Below are 14,492 nucleotides of genomic sequence, written 5' to 3' on the forward strand. Positions count from 1 at the left end.
CAGCACCTCACGCCATGACGGCCGCATCCGCGCAACGGGCCCAGGAGCTGCGCGGCCTGCTCAATACGGCAGCCCACGCCTATTACGTGCTCGACGCACCCGTCATGGAGGATCCGGTTTATGACCGGCTCTACCGCGAACTGCTGGAGCTCGAATCGGCAGATCCCAGTCTGGTGACCGTCGACAGTCCCACCCAGCGCGTGGGGGGGACTCCAGCCGAAGGCTTCAGCAGCGTGCGTCACCGCATCGGCCTGCTCAGCCTCGACAACGCCTTCAACGCCGAGGAGCTCGGGGCTTGGTATGGCCGACTGCTGCGCGTGCTCGATCGCGAACCCAGCGAAGGCCAGCCCAGACCAGCGCTGGCGATGGTGGGGGAGCTCAAGATCGACGGCAATGCCCTGGCCCTCAGCTACGAGAACGGCGTGCTGGTGCGGGCCGCCACCCGCGGCGATGGCGAACAGGGAGAAGACATCACCGCCAACGTGCGCACGATTGGATCGGTGCCGCTCCGCCTGCAGCTGGATCAGCCACCCGCCTGGCTGGAGGTGAGAGGCGAGGCCTTCATCCCCGATGGCGTTTTCGACGGCATCAATGCCGATCGTCAGCAGCGGGGCGAAGCCCTGTTTGCCAACCCCCGCAACGCCTGCGCCGGCACCCTGCGCCAACTGGATCCCAAGGTGGTGGCCGCCCGCCGACTCGACTTCTTCGCCTACACCCTGCATCTGCCGGATGACTGGCAGGGTCAGCGGCCCACCAGCCAATGGGACAGCCTTCAGTGGCTCCGGGATGCCGGCTTCAAGGTGAACCCCAACGCCGAACTGCTCCCCGACCTGGATGCGGTGGAAGCGTTCTTCAACAGCTGGGATGGGGGACGGCGCCAACTCGACTACGCCACCGACGGCGTCGTGGTCAAACTCGACAACCTGCGGCTGCAGGATGCAGCCGGCTTCACCCAGAAAGCACCGCGCTGGGCGATTGCGCTCAAGTATCCAGCGGAAGAAGCCCCCAGCAAATTGCTGCGACTCACCTGCCAAGTGGGGCGCACCGGAGTGATCACCCCTGTGGCGGAATTCGAGGCGGTGCCCCTGGCTGGCACCAGCGTCAGTCGCGCCACCCTGCACAACGCCGACCGCCTCGACGAACTCGATCTGCATGCGGGCGACACGATCGTGGTGCGCAAGGCCGGCGAAATCATCCCCGAAGTGGTGCGGGTGCTGAAGGAGCTGCGGCCCACCTCAGCAGAGCGCCTGCAACTGCCCCACACCTGCCCGGAATGCGGTTCAACGCTGGTGCGAGAAGCAGGGGAAGCTGCCACCCGCTGCATCAACAGCAGCTGCCCGGCGATCCTGCGCGGTGCCTTGCGCCATTGGGTGAGCAAAGGCGCCCTGGATGTGGATGGCCTGGGCAGCAAGTTGATCGAGCAATTGGTGGATCGCGGCTTGGTGCAGTCGATCGCCGACCTGTACAGACTCGATGCCGCCCTGCTGAGCAGTCTCGAGCGCATGGGCCAGAAAAGCGCCGAGAATCTCGTCTCGGCTCTGGCCGCCTCCCGTCAGCAGGGCTGGGCCCGCCAGCTCTACGGCCTCGGCATTCATCACGTTGGCGAAGTGAACGCCAAGGCGCTGGCCGCCACCTTCCCGGACGCCGATCTGCTGCAAACAGCGGCGTGCAACGCCCCTGAATCCATCACCGCGGTGTTTGGCATTGGTGATGAGATTGCCCAGAGCCTGCAGCAATGGTTTGCTAACCCCTCCAACCTGCAACTGCTCAACGGCCTGCGTGAACAGGGCTTCAGCCTTGCCCTCAGTGCCGATGAGCAACGCCGCGCCGAAGCCGCCAGCAGCGAGCGCCATCTGAGCGGCAGCACCTTTGTGCTCACCGGCACCCTGCCCACCCTTAGCCGCTCCCAGGCCAAGGAGTTGATCGAAGCCGCCGGCGGCAAGGTGAGCGGATCGGTAAGCAAAAAGACCAGCTACGTGGTGGCAGGCGATGAAGCCGGCAGCAAGCTCACCAAAGCCGAGAGTTTGGGGCTGACCATCCTGGATGAAACTGGCCTGCAGGCTCTGCTGGGATCGCCACAATCCGCGTAGACGACCTGAGGACCAATGCACAGCCTATTGCGGCGTGCCTTCGACAACCTCTCCGGTGAGTGGCAGGTGAACCTGGAGAACCGGGTTCCACGCAACGAGCTCTACAAAGCGCGAATCGCCTCGTCCAAACCCTCTCTGGGGTTCTTCTTGCTGCTGATCTGTTCAGCAGTGATCGCCACCCTGGGCCTGATCTCCAACAGCACTGCCGTCGTGATCGGCGCCATGATCGTGGCGCCGTTGATGGATCCGATCCTCAGCCTTGCCTTCGGGCTCAGCATTGCGGACAACCGACTGGTGAAACGGTCGGCGATCACCGTGCTGATCGGCATCGCCACGGTGGTGGGCACCGCCTGGATTCTGGCCTCATTGTTCGGAGCCAGTGAGGTGAACCGGGAGATGACGGCCCGCACAGCCCCGAACCTGATCGACCTGGTGATCGCCGTGGCAGCGGCCGTGGCCGGAGCCTTCACCATCACCCGCGATCGCCTGTCCAACTCGATCGCTGGGGTGGCCATCGCCGTGGCCTTGGTGCCTCCTCTTTGCGTGTCAGGCATTGGACTCAGCCTCGGCACCGACCTGGTGGCCGTGTTCGGTCGCGGCACGGTGACCGGCCTCACCAATCAGGTAGCGGAAGGATCCTTTCTGCTGTTTCTCGCCAACCTGATCGGCATCACCGTGGCCAGCCTGGTGGTGTTCATGGTGCAGGGCTACGGGAGTTTGCGCAAAGCCTGGAGGCATCTCCTGGTCTGGCTGGGGCTGTTAGGGCTGCTCTGCATTCCGTTGTCGTCTGCGCTGCACGATTTCTCCGCACGGCAACAGATCAACAGCCAATTTGCCCGCTTCCGTGCCGGCCTCGTCCAACAAGGTCAACGGTCAGGCACGAACCCTGAGTACTTGCAGCGGATCAAATTGCTCTACAGCAATGTGCGGGTCGCCAACAACTCCGCCAACATCGACATCGTGCTGAATGTGCCGCAAAAACTGGTCGGCAAAATCGGTCTTGCCGACGTGCAGCGCAACATGCGCGAACGCGCCAAGAACGATTACGGCATTAAAGAGGTGGAGATCAACATCAGTGTCATCCCCACCCAGATCCTGCGCTACAACCCCAAAACCATCCCCGCCTCCTGAACACAGCGCCATGGGTCAGCCCTCCGTGCATCGCTGGATCAAAACCGACTGCGGTCGGGCCAAATACGCCGAACTCGCCAACCGTCCAGGGCCGTTGGCCAAGCTGCGCCTGGGTTGGTTCGTGTTGATCGCCGCCCTTCGCGACGCCCAACTCCCCAACCCGGATCAATCCTGAAGGGCCGAGGAGTCCTCTTCAAGGGCCTTGCGAGCGGCCCGACCGACAAGCCACACCACGGCCACGGTGGCCACAACGCCCACAACCCGCAGGGTCCACGCGCCGGGTGACGCCTCTCCAGCCAGCACGTCGCCAAACCGCGCCACATCTCCAGCCAGGGCACCGAGGGCACAGAACAGCACCGTGCCAGGCAGGATTCCAATCAAACCAATGGTGTAGTCCCGCAGGCTCACATCACTGAGGCCATAGGCCAAGTTGAGCAGCGAAAACGGGAACGCCGGCGACAACCGCGTGAGCAGCACAAGCTTCAGCCCCTCACGGGTCACACCCCGCTCCACCGCCATCAACTTGGGGAAGCGCTCCAAGCGCTGCCGGGCCCAAGTGCGCAGCCAATGGCGGCCGAGCAGAAACACCACCTCAGCGCCGAGACATGCGCCGATGAACACCACAACACTTCCCCACCATGTGCCATACAGCGCTCCAGCCAGCATCGAAGCCCAAACCCCGGGCAGCAGCAGGGTGACCCAGAGGCCATAGAGCGGGATGAACAGCAGCGCACCCACTGGAGAGCGCAACGCCTCCAGCCAAGGAGTGATGGAAGCCAACACGTCAGTCAACACCGCGCAACGAATGCCAAAGCCATGCTGACCGATCCCTGCAGACGAACGGCGTTGACCCGAAAAGGGCACGCTTTCTAACCAGCTCCTGCCAGATCCGCAAGACCTGGCAACACTGCAATCAACCCCTGTCGCTGGCCCCAATGGCCACCGCCTATCGCCCCCGGCAGCGTTTGGCCCTAATCGGCCTGATCTGCGCACTCCTGGCAGGCTGCAGCCAGGGCAGTTCTTCGCTGCCCAGAGTGCTGCGCATTGCCAAATCCTCCACCGATCCGGGCGGGCTGGACGTGGAAGCCTCCGTGCGAGATCGGCGTGTGGTCAAAGATGTGCAGGAGCTGCTGCAGGACTTTGACCCCGGACTGCGGCTTCACCCCACCAGCTATTCGGAGCTCAATCTGGTGAGGGAAATCGATCGCCAAACCTCCAGCGGTCTCGGTCCCGATCTGATCATCACCAACGGCAACACCGCCTTAGCGCTGCAAGAGCAAGAGCTCACCCAGCCGGTGCCGCTGACGCCAGAGGAACGCTCCCGCATTTCCCCCATGGCTCTTCAACGGGTCACCGGAGCCAACGGGGCGATCGCCGGAGTACCGATCGGCCAGTACGTGCAGCTGGCTTGCTACGACAAACGGAGGCTGCCCAAACCGCCGGAAACCCTCAGGGCCTTAGCCCAGGCCAGCGGCAAAGGGAAGATCTTCGGCTTTGCCCTGCATCTGGAAGATCTCTACTGGACCCTGGGGGGATTCCAAGCCACACCAGCTCTACAGGCGGCCCTCAACGATGAGGCCGCCAGTACCCAGGACAACAGCCGACTCGTCGCCTGGCTGAACTGGCTGCAAAACGCCAGCTTTCAGCAGAACGTGTTGTTTCTGAGCAATCAGGTCGTCCTGGGCGAGCAGCTGATCCAGGGACAACTCGACTGGATTACCTGCTGGAGTTCCCAACTGCCCAAACTGCGCGGCGCCCTCAACGAGCATCTTGGCGTCACCATCCTGCCCAAAGGACCGATGGGCCAAGCCAGTCCGATCACACGTCTGCAGGTGTGGGCGCTGGGGCGTAATTCCAGCCGCAGGCAGCGGAGCGACAGTCTGAAATTGCTCGGCTTCATGGTGGAGCCCTGGACGCAAAAGACCCTCGCCCTCAACTACCGCACCTCCTTTCCTGTGAATCCCCAGGTGGCTCCCATCGTGCAACGGCAACTGGCTTTTGAACGGAACGTGACCGACGAACACCTGGAACTGGGGCTCAGCGACAAACCAAGCACCCGCTACGCCAACGCAGTGCTGGCAGCCGTGAGCACCAATCCGCAGCGCATGGCCGATGTCAACGGCGTGCTCAGCAGCGTGGTGTTCGGCACCCGCACCCCGAAGGAAGCGACGAGCGCCTTGCAAAACACCCTCCGCGGAGAGCAACCGTGAGCTGGACCATCCCCCTGGCGACGACCCACTTGGCGACCATCGCGCCGGAGGCGATCGGCGAAGAGCTGCTCAGCTGGCTGGCCTATCTGCAACGAGGCTCCGTGCTGCTGCAGTTGGCGGTCGTGATCGGGATACCCGTGCTGATTCGCCGCATGCGTCGGCTGTACCCGGCACCCCTGCGGCACCACCCCAACCTGCAAACCCTGGTGGGTCCGCTGATCCTGCTGCTGATCGGCAGTGGCCTGATCCTGCTGCAAGTCCCCGGCGGGCTGATCCGCTATTTCGGCTTGCTGTGGCTGGGGTGGAATCTGTTCACCCCCCTCAAAGCACTGCTGCTCCACTTCGACAACACATTCCCAGTGGAGGAGCTGGAGAGCACATTCCTCAAACCCGTCTACGTGATCCTGGCCACGCTGTCGCTGATTCGGCTGCTGGGAAGTCTGGAGAACCTCTCACGCATCCCCGTCGCCAATCTGTTCGGGGTTGAACTCAGCCTGGGCAAGATCTACACCGCGATCATCGCCGTGTACATCATCCTGACGGTGGCCTCCAGACCAGCCGCATTCATGGCCTGGGTGAGCGGCACGGTGTTTGGCGTGAAAGAACAAAACCGCAAGGGCCTGGAACTGTTGTTTCGCTACAGCGTGATCGGTGTCGGCCTGCTGGCGGTCGCCTACTACGTCGGCATCGATGGCAACGCCTTCATCGCGATTGCCGGTGGCCTATCGGTGGGCATCGGCTTCGGCATCAAGGAAATCATCTCCAACTTCATCAGCAGCATCTGGCTGCTGTTCGAAGGGTCAGTGCGACCTGGCGAAATCCTGATGATCAACGGTGACCCCTGCACCGTGCGCAAACTCGGTCTACGGGCCACCCAGCTGCGACGAGGACGCGATGGCGCCGAACTGCTGATCCCCAATCAAACCTTCTTCACCGAAGAGGCCACCTCGTTTACCGCCACCGAAACCTCCCGCCGTGACAGCGTCGAAGTCGGTGCGGCCTACCACCACAACCCTGAACAGGTGGTGAGTGTTCTGGAAGCGATCGCCTCCGAACACCACCAGGTGCTCGATTACCCACCGCCCCAGGCGTTTGTCACCGACTTCGCTGATTCATCCGTGAACTACAAGCTGCTGTTCTGGGTGCGCAACCCCTTGCTGGCCTTCAGCGTGGGCAGCGACCTGCGGCGCGCCATCTGGACCCGGTTTGAGCACGAGGGCATCACGATCCCCTTCCCGCAGCGGCAGGTGTATCCGATGCAATGGCCACCGGACCAGGAGACAAGCCTGCAGCTAACTGGACGCGGAGGTGTAATGCCGCAGAGCGAACTGCCAGAAGCCCCGGGCCACAGCGAAGAAACCAGCGGCGAGACCAAGACCGAGACCGAGTAGCGGCGCACTGGCTCGGCCCAGCAGCACATCCGCCGGCACCGTGGTGAGAAACGCCACAGGCAAGACCAAGGTGAACAACAAGCGCAACGGTGCCGGATAGGCCTGCAGCGGATAACGGCCAGAGGCCAACAGGGCCCGCAGCACTTCCGTGGCATTCCACGTTTTCACAAACCAGATGCTGGTGGCAGCGATCAGAAACCAGAGCGAATAGAGAATCGTTCCCGCCGCCACGAGCATCACGCCCACCACCACCAACACCAGGGGGGTGAGCACGGCGCCGGACTGGTGAGCTCCCCAGCCCGCCAACAGCAGACCCAACAGAATCTCCGGCAGCCCGGCTGGCGAGAAGGTGCGTAACGACACCCAGAACTGACTGTCGATCGGTTTGAGCAGCACAAAGTCCAAGGTGCCTTCGCGCACATGGGTGACGATCGAGCCGAGATTGGGGCGCAGCCAGGTGCTGGCCATGCCGTCAAACACCGTGTAAAACCCCTGCACCACCAAGGCCTGATGCCAGGTCCACCCCCCCAGCTCCTCGCCCGGCCCGAAAAACAGCGACAACAGCAACAAACTGCCGCTCAAGCTGAGGGCCACGGCGAGCAGCTCGATCAGCACATTCGCCTGATACTCCAGTTGCGTGGCCAGGGCAGTGCCCCAGAAGCGACGCAACGTATGCCAATACCGCGTCATCTCAGGCCCCCATGGCGCTGTAACGCCGCACCCCAGCTCTCCAGAGCAACAGCACCAGGGGCAACAACACAGCCATCCACGCCAGTTGGGCTCCGAAACCAGCGGCAAGATTCACCGGATCCCCGGCCAGCACCCGGGCTGGGAAATCAATCAGATAAGGAAACGGTGTCCACTGCACGATGGCCCGCACCGCCGGGGGGAAAGCCGTGAGCGGTGCCAACAGACCAGACAGAAACAGGAAAGGAATGAACAGCAACCGCTCCAGGGCGCTGGCCTTTTCACTCCAGAAACACAACGAGGCGATCAAGCTCTGAAGCAAAAATGCAATCGCAAACGCCATCCAGGTGGCCAGCCAGGCGAGCAACAAGCCAACCGGAGAGGGAATCCAAAACGCCTGAGGCTGAATCAGAAAAAACACAGCTGCAATGCCGGCGGCAAACGGCAAACGGGTGAGCTGTTCCCCCAGATGGGCTGCCACATAACGCCAGAGGGGATGCAGAGGTTGCAACAGATAGGGCGACAGCCGGCCCAAGAGCGCGTCTTCCTCGAAGGCATACACCACCCAAACCACCGAGAACTGGCGCACCAGAAATGCACTGAGGAAATAACGATCCAGAGCGACACCATCGAGCCCCAGATCCGCCCGAGCCGGACTGCCACTCCAGAGGCTGAGCATGATGAACGGCAGCACACCGGAGAGGGCCCAAAGGGCAATCTCAGCCCGGTACTCGAGCATGTGGGCGTATTGGCTGCCGAGCAAAGCCGCCACAACGCGGCGATTAAGACCGAAGATCCGCATCAAAGACTGCCCTGGCGAAACAGATCACCGATCAACTGATCGATGGGGGGATCGTTGACCTCCAGATCGCGCACCGCAAACCGTTCCAGCAGCTGAGCCACCACAGCCGTGAGCTGGTCTGGCGCCACCCGCAGATGCACCTCGCAGCGCTCCAGTCGCTCCAGATGCCCCAGCCCCGCGAAAGCCTCGGCGGCCGCGGGCTGTTCAAGCTCCAGGCGGACATGCCGCTCCGGTGCCAACCGTGTCGCCAACTGATCCAAAGGTCCGTCATGGAACAGCTGACCCTGGTGAATCAGCAGCACCCGCGAACAGAGTGCCGTGATGTCAGCCATGTAATGACTGGTGAGTAGCACCGTTGCACCCGTCCGCCGGTTGTAGTCAGCTAGGAACTGACGCACCCGCGCCTGAGCATTCACATCCAGACCCAGGGTCGGCTCATCGAGAAACAGCACCTCCGGTTCATGCAGCAGCGCAGCCAGCAATTCCGCCTTCATCCGCTGCCCCAACGACAACTTGCGCACCGGCCGGGTGAGCTCCTCCCCCAGCTCCAACAGATCGGCCAAGGCATTGATGCGCCGACGGGCCACCCCATCGGGAATGCCATACACCGCAGCATTCACGCGCAAGGAATCCATCGGCGGCAGATCCCAAATCAGCTGCTGCTTCTGACCCATCACCAGGGTGATCCGGCGCAGGAAGTCGGGCTGGCGCCTCTGGGGTTGATGGCCGGCCACCAGCACCTGACCGCCACTGGGGTGGATCAAGCCACACAACATCTTCAGCGTGGTGGTCTTACCAGCGCCATTGGCACCAAGGAATCCGACCATCTCGCCGGGAGAGATGCTGAATGACACATCCCGCACGGCAGCCACATCACGATGGCGACGGCGCAGGAAATGCTGAACGGTGCCACCGAGCCCTGGCTGCTTGTCGGCCACTCGATAGATCTTGCTCAGCCGTTCAACCGTGATCAGGGAAGGATTCAGCACCATCACCCAGACGTAAGGCAAGGCTAGGAGGCGCGGGTTAACTCATTCCAGACTCATGCGTCAATCGATAAGATTGCCTGCCGTGCTGCTGTTTGAGCCGTCGTTTTGCCTGTAGCCCTACCCGTACCTGACTTTGCTGATGCCAACACGCTCTTCAGCCATCAAGGACTTCTCATTGGCACTGGAGGGCTAGCCGCTCTCTGGCTGGTCTTGACCCTGCTGGAACGAGGGCGGCACCGCCTTGGCGCGATGGTGTCGCGCACCATCAAAACCCCTTTGCTGGTCGGGCTCTCAGCCGCCTTGTATCTGGGCTGGTTAACGCATCAAGCGGAACAGCTGTTCAACTTCCATTCGCTCACCAGCGAACGGGTCTCCACCACACTGATCACGCTCTCGAGCGGCTGGGCAGCGATCCGTCTCGGCCATGCCTTCTTACGCTCCCGCGCCTTTCAAGAGTGGCTGAAGATCGAAGACCCGAAGGACGAGGCCATGCTGATCAGCCTGCTCGACAGGTTGTTCACCATCGCGGTGATCGTGGCCATGGTGGCCGGCGAAATGGTCACCCTCGGCATCTCCACCACGGCCGTGGCCACTCTGCTCGGCGGCGGCGCGGTGGGCATCGGCCTGAGCCTGCAGCAGATCGCCCAGAACTTCCTCACGGGCTTCATGTTGTATTTCAATCGCCCCTTCAAAGAAGGCGACTGGATCAGCACCGACGGTCTGGAAGGAACGGTGGAGCAGATCGGTTGGTATCACACCAAAATTCGCACGTTTGACCGCCGCCCCCTCTACATCCCCAACTCCGTCTTCGCAGCGAAGCCGATTGAAAATCCAGGGCAGATGTACAACCGGCGGATCAAAGCCAACATCGGCCTCCGCTATCAGGACATTCCCCTCATTGATGACATCAGCACATCGATCCGCACGATGCTGCAGAACCACACCGCGATCGACCAGGAGCAAATCATTCTGGTGAACTTCAACCAGTGGGACTCCTCGTCAGTGAATGTGATGGTCTATTGCTTCACCAAATCCACGGATTGGCAGGAATGGCTCAACATTCAACAGCAGGTGTTTCTGCAGATCGCTGAGATCGTGCGCAATGCTGGGGCCGATTTCGCCTTCCCCAGCACCACGCTTTACGCGGGATCCGGCAACGACGCACAGGATCCGATTCGAATGCTCAACGCCGCCTAACTCCGGCTCTCAAGCCCAAAGGCGGATCAGCTCAGATCCGCCAGACGCTTGCGGGCCAGATCGGCCTGGGCCTGCTTCTCATCCAGATTGGCCTGGCATTCCGCCACCACCTCCGGTGGGGCCTTGTCGGCGAAGTTGGGGTTGCCCAGCCGGCCCGCCAGGCCCTTGATCTCCTTCTCCGCCTTGGCGATGTCTTTCTCCAGGCGCCCTTTCAGCGCATCGAGATCCACGAGGCCTTCGATCGGCAGCAGCACCTGCAGCTCACCGCTCACCCCCGCCAGGGCCTTGGCCACCGGAGCCGCATCGGCCTCTGCCGGCGCCATCACCGCCACCGACTCCGCCCGCGTCAAGGCTGTGATGTCGGCCGTGCCCTGGGTCAGCACAGCCGCCAGCTCGCCGCGGCCGGTGACGAAGCGCACCGGCACCGATTGGGAGGGCTTGAGACCCGCCACCGCCCGCAGGTTGCGCACCACGCGGATGGCACCGATCAGCTCAGCGAACGAGGCTTCCAACGCATCATCCAGAGCGCTTTCATCGAGCTCCGGCCAGGGCTGCAACGCCAGGAACGTGGTCTCTGGCTCGCCGGTGACGCTGTGCCAGAGCTCCTCGGTGAGGTGGGGCATCAGCGGATGCAGCATCAGATGCATCTGGCTGATCACTTTGGCCAGCACCTGCTTCGCCACCCGCTGATCAGCGAGGGCCTCCGCTGAGGGGTTTTCACCGGGGTTGAGCCGGCGCTTGCTCAGCTCCAGATACCAATCGCAAACGTCGTTCCAGGCGAACTCGTAAAGCCCCTTGGCCGCTTCACCCAGGCCGTAGCTGCTGTAGCGCTCGGCCGTCTCCCGGTTCACCCGGGCCAGGCGAGAGAGGATCCAGCGATCGGCCAGCTGCAGGGCGGCGGGATCGGGATCCCCGAGTTGGGCCGGCGTTTCGCCGCCCAGGTTCATCAGGGCGAAGCGGGTGGCGTTCCAGAGCTTGTTGGCGAAGTTGCGCGAGGCCTCCACCGTGGCGGAGGTGTCCTTCTTGCGGTCGTAATCCAGGCGGATGTCCTGCCCTGCACCGGCCACTTCCCGCACCAGGGCAAACCGCAGAGCATCAGTGCCGTAGCGGTCGATCAGCAGCAGCGGATCGATGCCGTTGCCAGCGCTCTTACTCATCTTGCGGTTCTGCTCATCCCGCACCAGGCCGTGGATGTAAACGTCCTGGAAGGGCATCTCGCCGGTGAAGGCGCCGGCCATCATCGTCATCCGGGCCACCCAGAAAAAGATGATGTCGAAGCCGGTCACGAGGGTGCTGGTGGGGTACCAGCGCTGCAGGTCAGCGCTATCGGCGTCGGGCCAACCCAGGGTGGAGAAAGGCCAGAGGCCGCTGGAGAACCAGGTGTCGAGCACGTCTTCGTCCTGCTCGATCTCCGCCCCCGCGCCGTACTCCGCCTTGGCCTTCTCGAGGGCTTCGGCTTCGTTGCGGGCGACCACATAGGGCGTGGTGTCGGTGTACTTGCCGCCGGTCTCGCTGATCACGAACCAGGCGGGGATGCGATGGCCCCACCAGAGCTGGCGGCTGATGCACCAGTCGCGGATGTCGGTGAGCCAGTCGCGGTAGACCTTCTCCCAGCGCTCGGGGATGAAGCGGGGATCCTGCTTCTCCAGCGCTTCGCGGCAGCGAGCCGCCAAAGGCTCGGTTTTGACAAACCACTGGGTGGAGAGCAGCGGCTCCACCGGCACCTTGCCGCGATCGGAATAGGGAACGCTGTGGCGGTAGTCCTCCACCTTCACCAGCAGCCCCAGGTCCTCCAGGCCAGCCACCACGGCCTTGCGGGCCTCGAAGCGATCCAGCCCCTCGAACTGGCCGGCCTCTTTGTTCATAGTGCCGTTCTTGCGCATCACCGTGATCTGGGGCAGACCGTGGCGCTGGCCGATGGCGAAATCGTTGGGGTCGTGGGCCGGCGTCACCTTGACGCAGCCGGTGCCGAACTCCTTCTCCACGTGGTCGTCGGCCACGATCGGAATCTCCCGACCCACGAACGGCAGGGTGAGGGTCTGGCCCACCAGGTGGGCGTAGCGCTCGTCGGTGGGGTTCACCGCCACCGCCGTATCGCCCAACATCGTTTCCGGCCGGGTGGTGGCCACCTCCAGATGGCCATCGCCGCTACTGAGCGGATAACGGAAATGCCAGAGGTGACCATCCACCTCCTTCATCTCCACCTCCAGATCGCTCACCGCTGAGCCGGAGGCGGGGCACCAGTTCACCAGATATTCGCCGCGATAGATCAGCCCCTGCTCGTGCAGCCGCACGAAGGCCTCTTTCACCGCCTCACTCAGGCCCTCATCAAGGGTGAAGCGCTGGCGTTTCCAATCCACGGAATACCCCAGGCGGCGCAGCTGGCCGACGATGCGGCCACCGCTTTCGGCTTTCCATTGCCAGGCCCGCTCCAGGAACGCCTCACGGCCAAGGTCATGGCGGGTCTTGCCCTCTTCCTTGAGCTGCTTCTCGAGAATCGTCTGCACCGCGATCGAGGCGTGATCGGTGCCGGGCAGGCAGAGCACGTTTTTCCCCGCCAGGCGCTGGTAGCGCACGATCGTGTCGATCAGGGCGGTGTTGAAGGCATGGCCCATGTGCAGGCTGCCGGTGACGTTCGGCGGCGGGATCACCACTGAGAACGGTTCACCGGGGGCCTTCGGGTCGGGATGGAACGCTCCCTGGTCCTCCCAGGCCTGCTGCCAACGGGCCTCAGTGCCAACCGGGTCGTAGGTCTTGGCCAGCTCGGACACAGAACGCGCACATACTCAGCCGCCCATGCTCGCAAAGCATGGCCAGCCCCATCAGCACCAAGTCGCTCGCGTTTTAGCCCTGCGCCAGACGCTCCAGATACCGGGCCCTGGAACCGGCATTAATCCAACCGGTGGCGATGGTTTTGCTGGCGGTGGGATTCACCCGGCCGCGATGAATGTGGGATGGGCCCGCCGGGAAAATCACCAGCTTTCCCCGTTCGGCCGGTTCGTGATGGTCTTGCCAGTGAAATTCCGTGCCCGCTTCATCGACGGAATCGCAATACAGGATCCAAGCCAACACCCGATGCTCCGGCTCAGTGGCTTCATCACTGATGGTCCAGTCGCAGTGCCACTGCTTGAACCCCTCACCGGGGGCGTAGCGCTGCAGGTTAAAGATCGGCATCACGAACAGCTCCTGATCCGGGCACACCGCACGGAATAAGGGGCGCTCCTTGAGGTATTGCTCCAGAGCGGCCGTCACCCCTCGCACGATCACTTCAGAGAGGGCATAGGCATCGGGGTCACTGCGATCAATCGCCACCAGGCTGATGTCGGTCGACACCTTGGCCGGTTCCTCTCTGCCCGCCGGGCCAAACGCGACCCCCGGCCGCTGCAGATCGGTGCGGCGTTCAAAGAAGGCCATCACCCCATCGGCCACGGCGGCATAACCGGCGTTGCTGTAGCGCCCGATCAGGTTCATGGCTGACCCTCCTGCTGCACATCGGAGCCCGCATCGAGCTGCCAGGGAATCGCCAACACACCCTCCAACTGCTGCCAGCGGGCCTGGTCAACAACACGATCCAACAACCCGATCCGCTCCAGAGCTTTGGCCACCCGATCAGCAGCCAGCAAGCTGGCATCACCAGCCACCTGGGGCAGCACCAGCACCTGCTGGTCGGCGGGATCAGCCAGCACCTGCAGCTCCAGATCGCCGAGATCCCGCTCAAAAAACACGCGGCGCAGGCGGCTGGTGAGGGGTGCACCGAGGGCCTCGGCAAAGTGCTCCAAACTCTCCCGCTCTCCAGAAAGGCCGCAATTCAGCGCCAGCCAGATCAGCAGCTTGGCCCAGCTATCGACGCTCCACAGCGGCTGGAAGCTCTCCCGGTTCTGACGAATCAGCTCCAGGATCGCGAAATCAAACAAGGTGGCCTGCAGGCGCACCGGTTCTGGCGGCGTTGAGGGAGACGTGGTCATGGCGCCATCCTGACGGAACGGGATCGACCT

General features: G+C 62.9%; 13 protein-coding genes. 6 read left to right on the forward strand and 7 right to left on the reverse strand.

Annotation, left to right across the window (positions count from 1 at the left end):
* The first annotated feature begins 14 nt into the window (after positions 1 to 14).
* The 3 genes from ligA to RS9916_RS14930 are packed head-to-tail and all read left to right on the forward strand — an operon-like array spanning position 15 to position 3,396.
* Complete coding sequence (gene ligA / locus RS9916_RS10105) at positions 15 to 2,090, forward strand: NAD-dependent DNA ligase LigA (protein ID WP_007099299.1); 2,076 nt, start codon at positions 15 to 17, stop codon at positions 2,088 to 2,090.
* A 15-nt stretch (positions 2,091 to 2,105) separates the two neighbouring features.
* Positions 2,106 to 3,221: a TIGR00341 family protein gene (locus RS9916_RS10110; protein WP_007099300.1), complete on the forward strand. Its 1,116-nt coding sequence runs from the start codon at positions 2,106 to 2,108 to the stop codon at positions 3,219 to 3,221.
* A 10-nt stretch (positions 3,222 to 3,231) separates the two neighbouring features.
* Positions 3,232 to 3,396, forward strand: a complete 165-nt coding sequence (locus RS9916_RS14930; protein WP_007099301.1) for a hypothetical protein — start codon at positions 3,232 to 3,234, stop codon at positions 3,394 to 3,396.
* Here RS9916_RS14930 and RS9916_RS10115 read toward each other — a convergent pair.
* Positions 3,387 to 4,028: a TVP38/TMEM64 family protein gene (locus tag RS9916_RS10115; protein WP_050752325.1), complete on the reverse strand. Its 642-nt coding sequence runs from the start codon at positions 4,026 to 4,028 to the stop codon at positions 3,387 to 3,389. The genes RS9916_RS14930 and RS9916_RS10115 overlap by 10 nt on opposite strands.
* Before the next feature lie 128 nt (positions 4,029 to 4,156).
* Between RS9916_RS10115 and RS9916_RS10120 the strand changes: the two genes are divergently transcribed.
* On the forward strand, positions 4,157 to 5,431 hold the full coding sequence (locus RS9916_RS10120; RefSeq protein WP_007099303.1) for an ABC transporter substrate-binding protein: 1,275 nt from the start codon (positions 4,157 to 4,159) through the stop codon (positions 5,429 to 5,431).
* Positions 5,428 to 6,822, forward strand: a complete 1,395-nt coding sequence (locus RS9916_RS10125; RefSeq protein ID WP_007099304.1) for a mechanosensitive ion channel family protein — start codon at positions 5,428 to 5,430, stop codon at positions 6,820 to 6,822. The genes RS9916_RS10120 and RS9916_RS10125 overlap by 4 nt, the downstream gene beginning before the upstream one ends.
* Here the strand turns inward: RS9916_RS10125 and RS9916_RS10130 are convergent.
* The 3 genes from RS9916_RS10130 to RS9916_RS10140 are packed head-to-tail and all read right to left on the reverse strand — an operon-like array spanning position 6,724 to position 9,285.
* Positions 6,724 to 7,512, reverse strand: a complete 789-nt coding sequence (locus tag RS9916_RS10130) for an ABC transporter permease (RefSeq protein ID WP_007099305.1) — start codon at positions 7,510 to 7,512, stop codon at positions 6,724 to 6,726. The two genes, RS9916_RS10125 and RS9916_RS10130, sit on opposite strands and share 99 nt — an antisense overlap.
* A gap of 1 nt (position 7,513) precedes the next feature.
* Positions 7,514 to 8,311: an ABC-2 family transporter protein gene (locus RS9916_RS10135; protein WP_007099306.1), complete on the reverse strand. Its 798-nt coding sequence runs from the start codon at positions 8,309 to 8,311 to the stop codon at positions 7,514 to 7,516.
* Entirely contained in the window at positions 8,311 to 9,285 is a 975-nt protein-coding gene (locus tag RS9916_RS10140; protein ID WP_038024493.1) for an ATP-binding cassette domain-containing protein, read from the reverse strand. Before RS9916_RS10140 ends, RS9916_RS10135 begins: the two co-directional genes overlap by 1 nt.
* 120 nt (positions 9,286 to 9,405) lie before the next feature.
* Between RS9916_RS10140 and RS9916_RS10145 the strand changes: the two genes are divergently transcribed.
* Entirely contained in the window at positions 9,406 to 10,497 is a 1,092-nt protein-coding gene (locus RS9916_RS10145; RefSeq protein ID WP_007099308.1) for a mechanosensitive ion channel family protein, read from the forward strand.
* 26 nt (positions 10,498 to 10,523) lie between these two features.
* Here the strand turns inward: RS9916_RS10145 and RS9916_RS10150 are convergent, their stop codons facing one another.
* The 3 genes from RS9916_RS10150 to RS9916_RS10160 all read right to left on the reverse strand — a co-directional run bounded on the left by RS9916_RS10150 (position 10,524) and on the right by RS9916_RS10160 (position 14,462).
* Positions 10,524 to 13,268 (reverse strand): valine--tRNA ligase, encoded by a 2,745-nt coding sequence (locus RS9916_RS10150; protein ID WP_007099309.1) that lies wholly within the window; start codon positions 13,266 to 13,268, stop codon positions 10,524 to 10,526.
* 73 nt (positions 13,269 to 13,341) lie between these two features.
* A complete protein-coding gene (locus RS9916_RS10155; protein WP_007099310.1) occupies positions 13,342 to 13,968 on the reverse strand; it encodes a 2OG-Fe(II) oxygenase in 627 nt (208 codons plus the stop codon).
* Positions 13,965 to 14,462, reverse strand: coding sequence for a hypothetical protein (locus RS9916_RS10160; protein ID WP_038023630.1), 498 nt, complete (start codon positions 14,460 to 14,462; stop codon positions 13,965 to 13,967). The genes RS9916_RS10155 and RS9916_RS10160 overlap by 4 nt, the downstream gene beginning before the upstream one ends.
* Between the last annotated feature and the right edge of the window lie 30 nt (positions 14,463 to 14,492).

The sequence above is a fragment of the Synechococcus sp. RS9916 genome (assembly GCF_000153825.1).
Classification (GTDB): Bacteria; Cyanobacteriota; Cyanobacteriia; order PCC-6307; family Cyanobiaceae; genus Synechococcus_C.

Excerpts from the sequence above, each read along its gene's own strand:
- RS9916_RS14930 (WP_007099301.1), top strand. The coding sequence starts at position 3,232 with ATGGGTCAGCCCTCCGTGCATCGCTGGATCAAAACCGACTGCGGTCGG.
- ligA (WP_007099299.1), top strand. The coding sequence starts at position 15 with ATGACGGCCGCATCCGCGCAACGGGCCCAGGAGCTGCGCGGCCTGCTC.
- RS9916_RS10110 (WP_007099300.1), top strand. The coding sequence starts at position 2,106 with ATGCACAGCCTATTGCGGCGTGCCTTCGACAACCTCTCCGGTGAGTGG.
- RS9916_RS10135 (WP_007099306.1), bottom strand. The coding sequence starts at position 8,311 with ATGCGGATCTTCGGTCTTAATCGCCGCGTTGTGGCGGCTTTGCTCGGC.
- RS9916_RS10160 (WP_038023630.1), bottom strand. The coding sequence starts at position 14,462 with ATGACCACGTCTCCCTCAACGCCGCCAGAACCGGTGCGCCTGCAGGCC.
- RS9916_RS10120 (WP_007099303.1), top strand. The coding sequence starts at position 4,157 with ATGGCCACCGCCTATCGCCCCCGGCAGCGTTTGGCCCTAATCGGCCTG.
- RS9916_RS10155 (WP_007099310.1), bottom strand. The coding sequence starts at position 13,968 with ATGAACCTGATCGGGCGCTACAGCAACGCCGGTTATGCCGCCGTGGCC.
- RS9916_RS10130 (WP_007099305.1), bottom strand. The coding sequence starts at position 7,512 with ATGACGCGGTATTGGCATACGTTGCGTCGCTTCTGGGGCACTGCCCTG.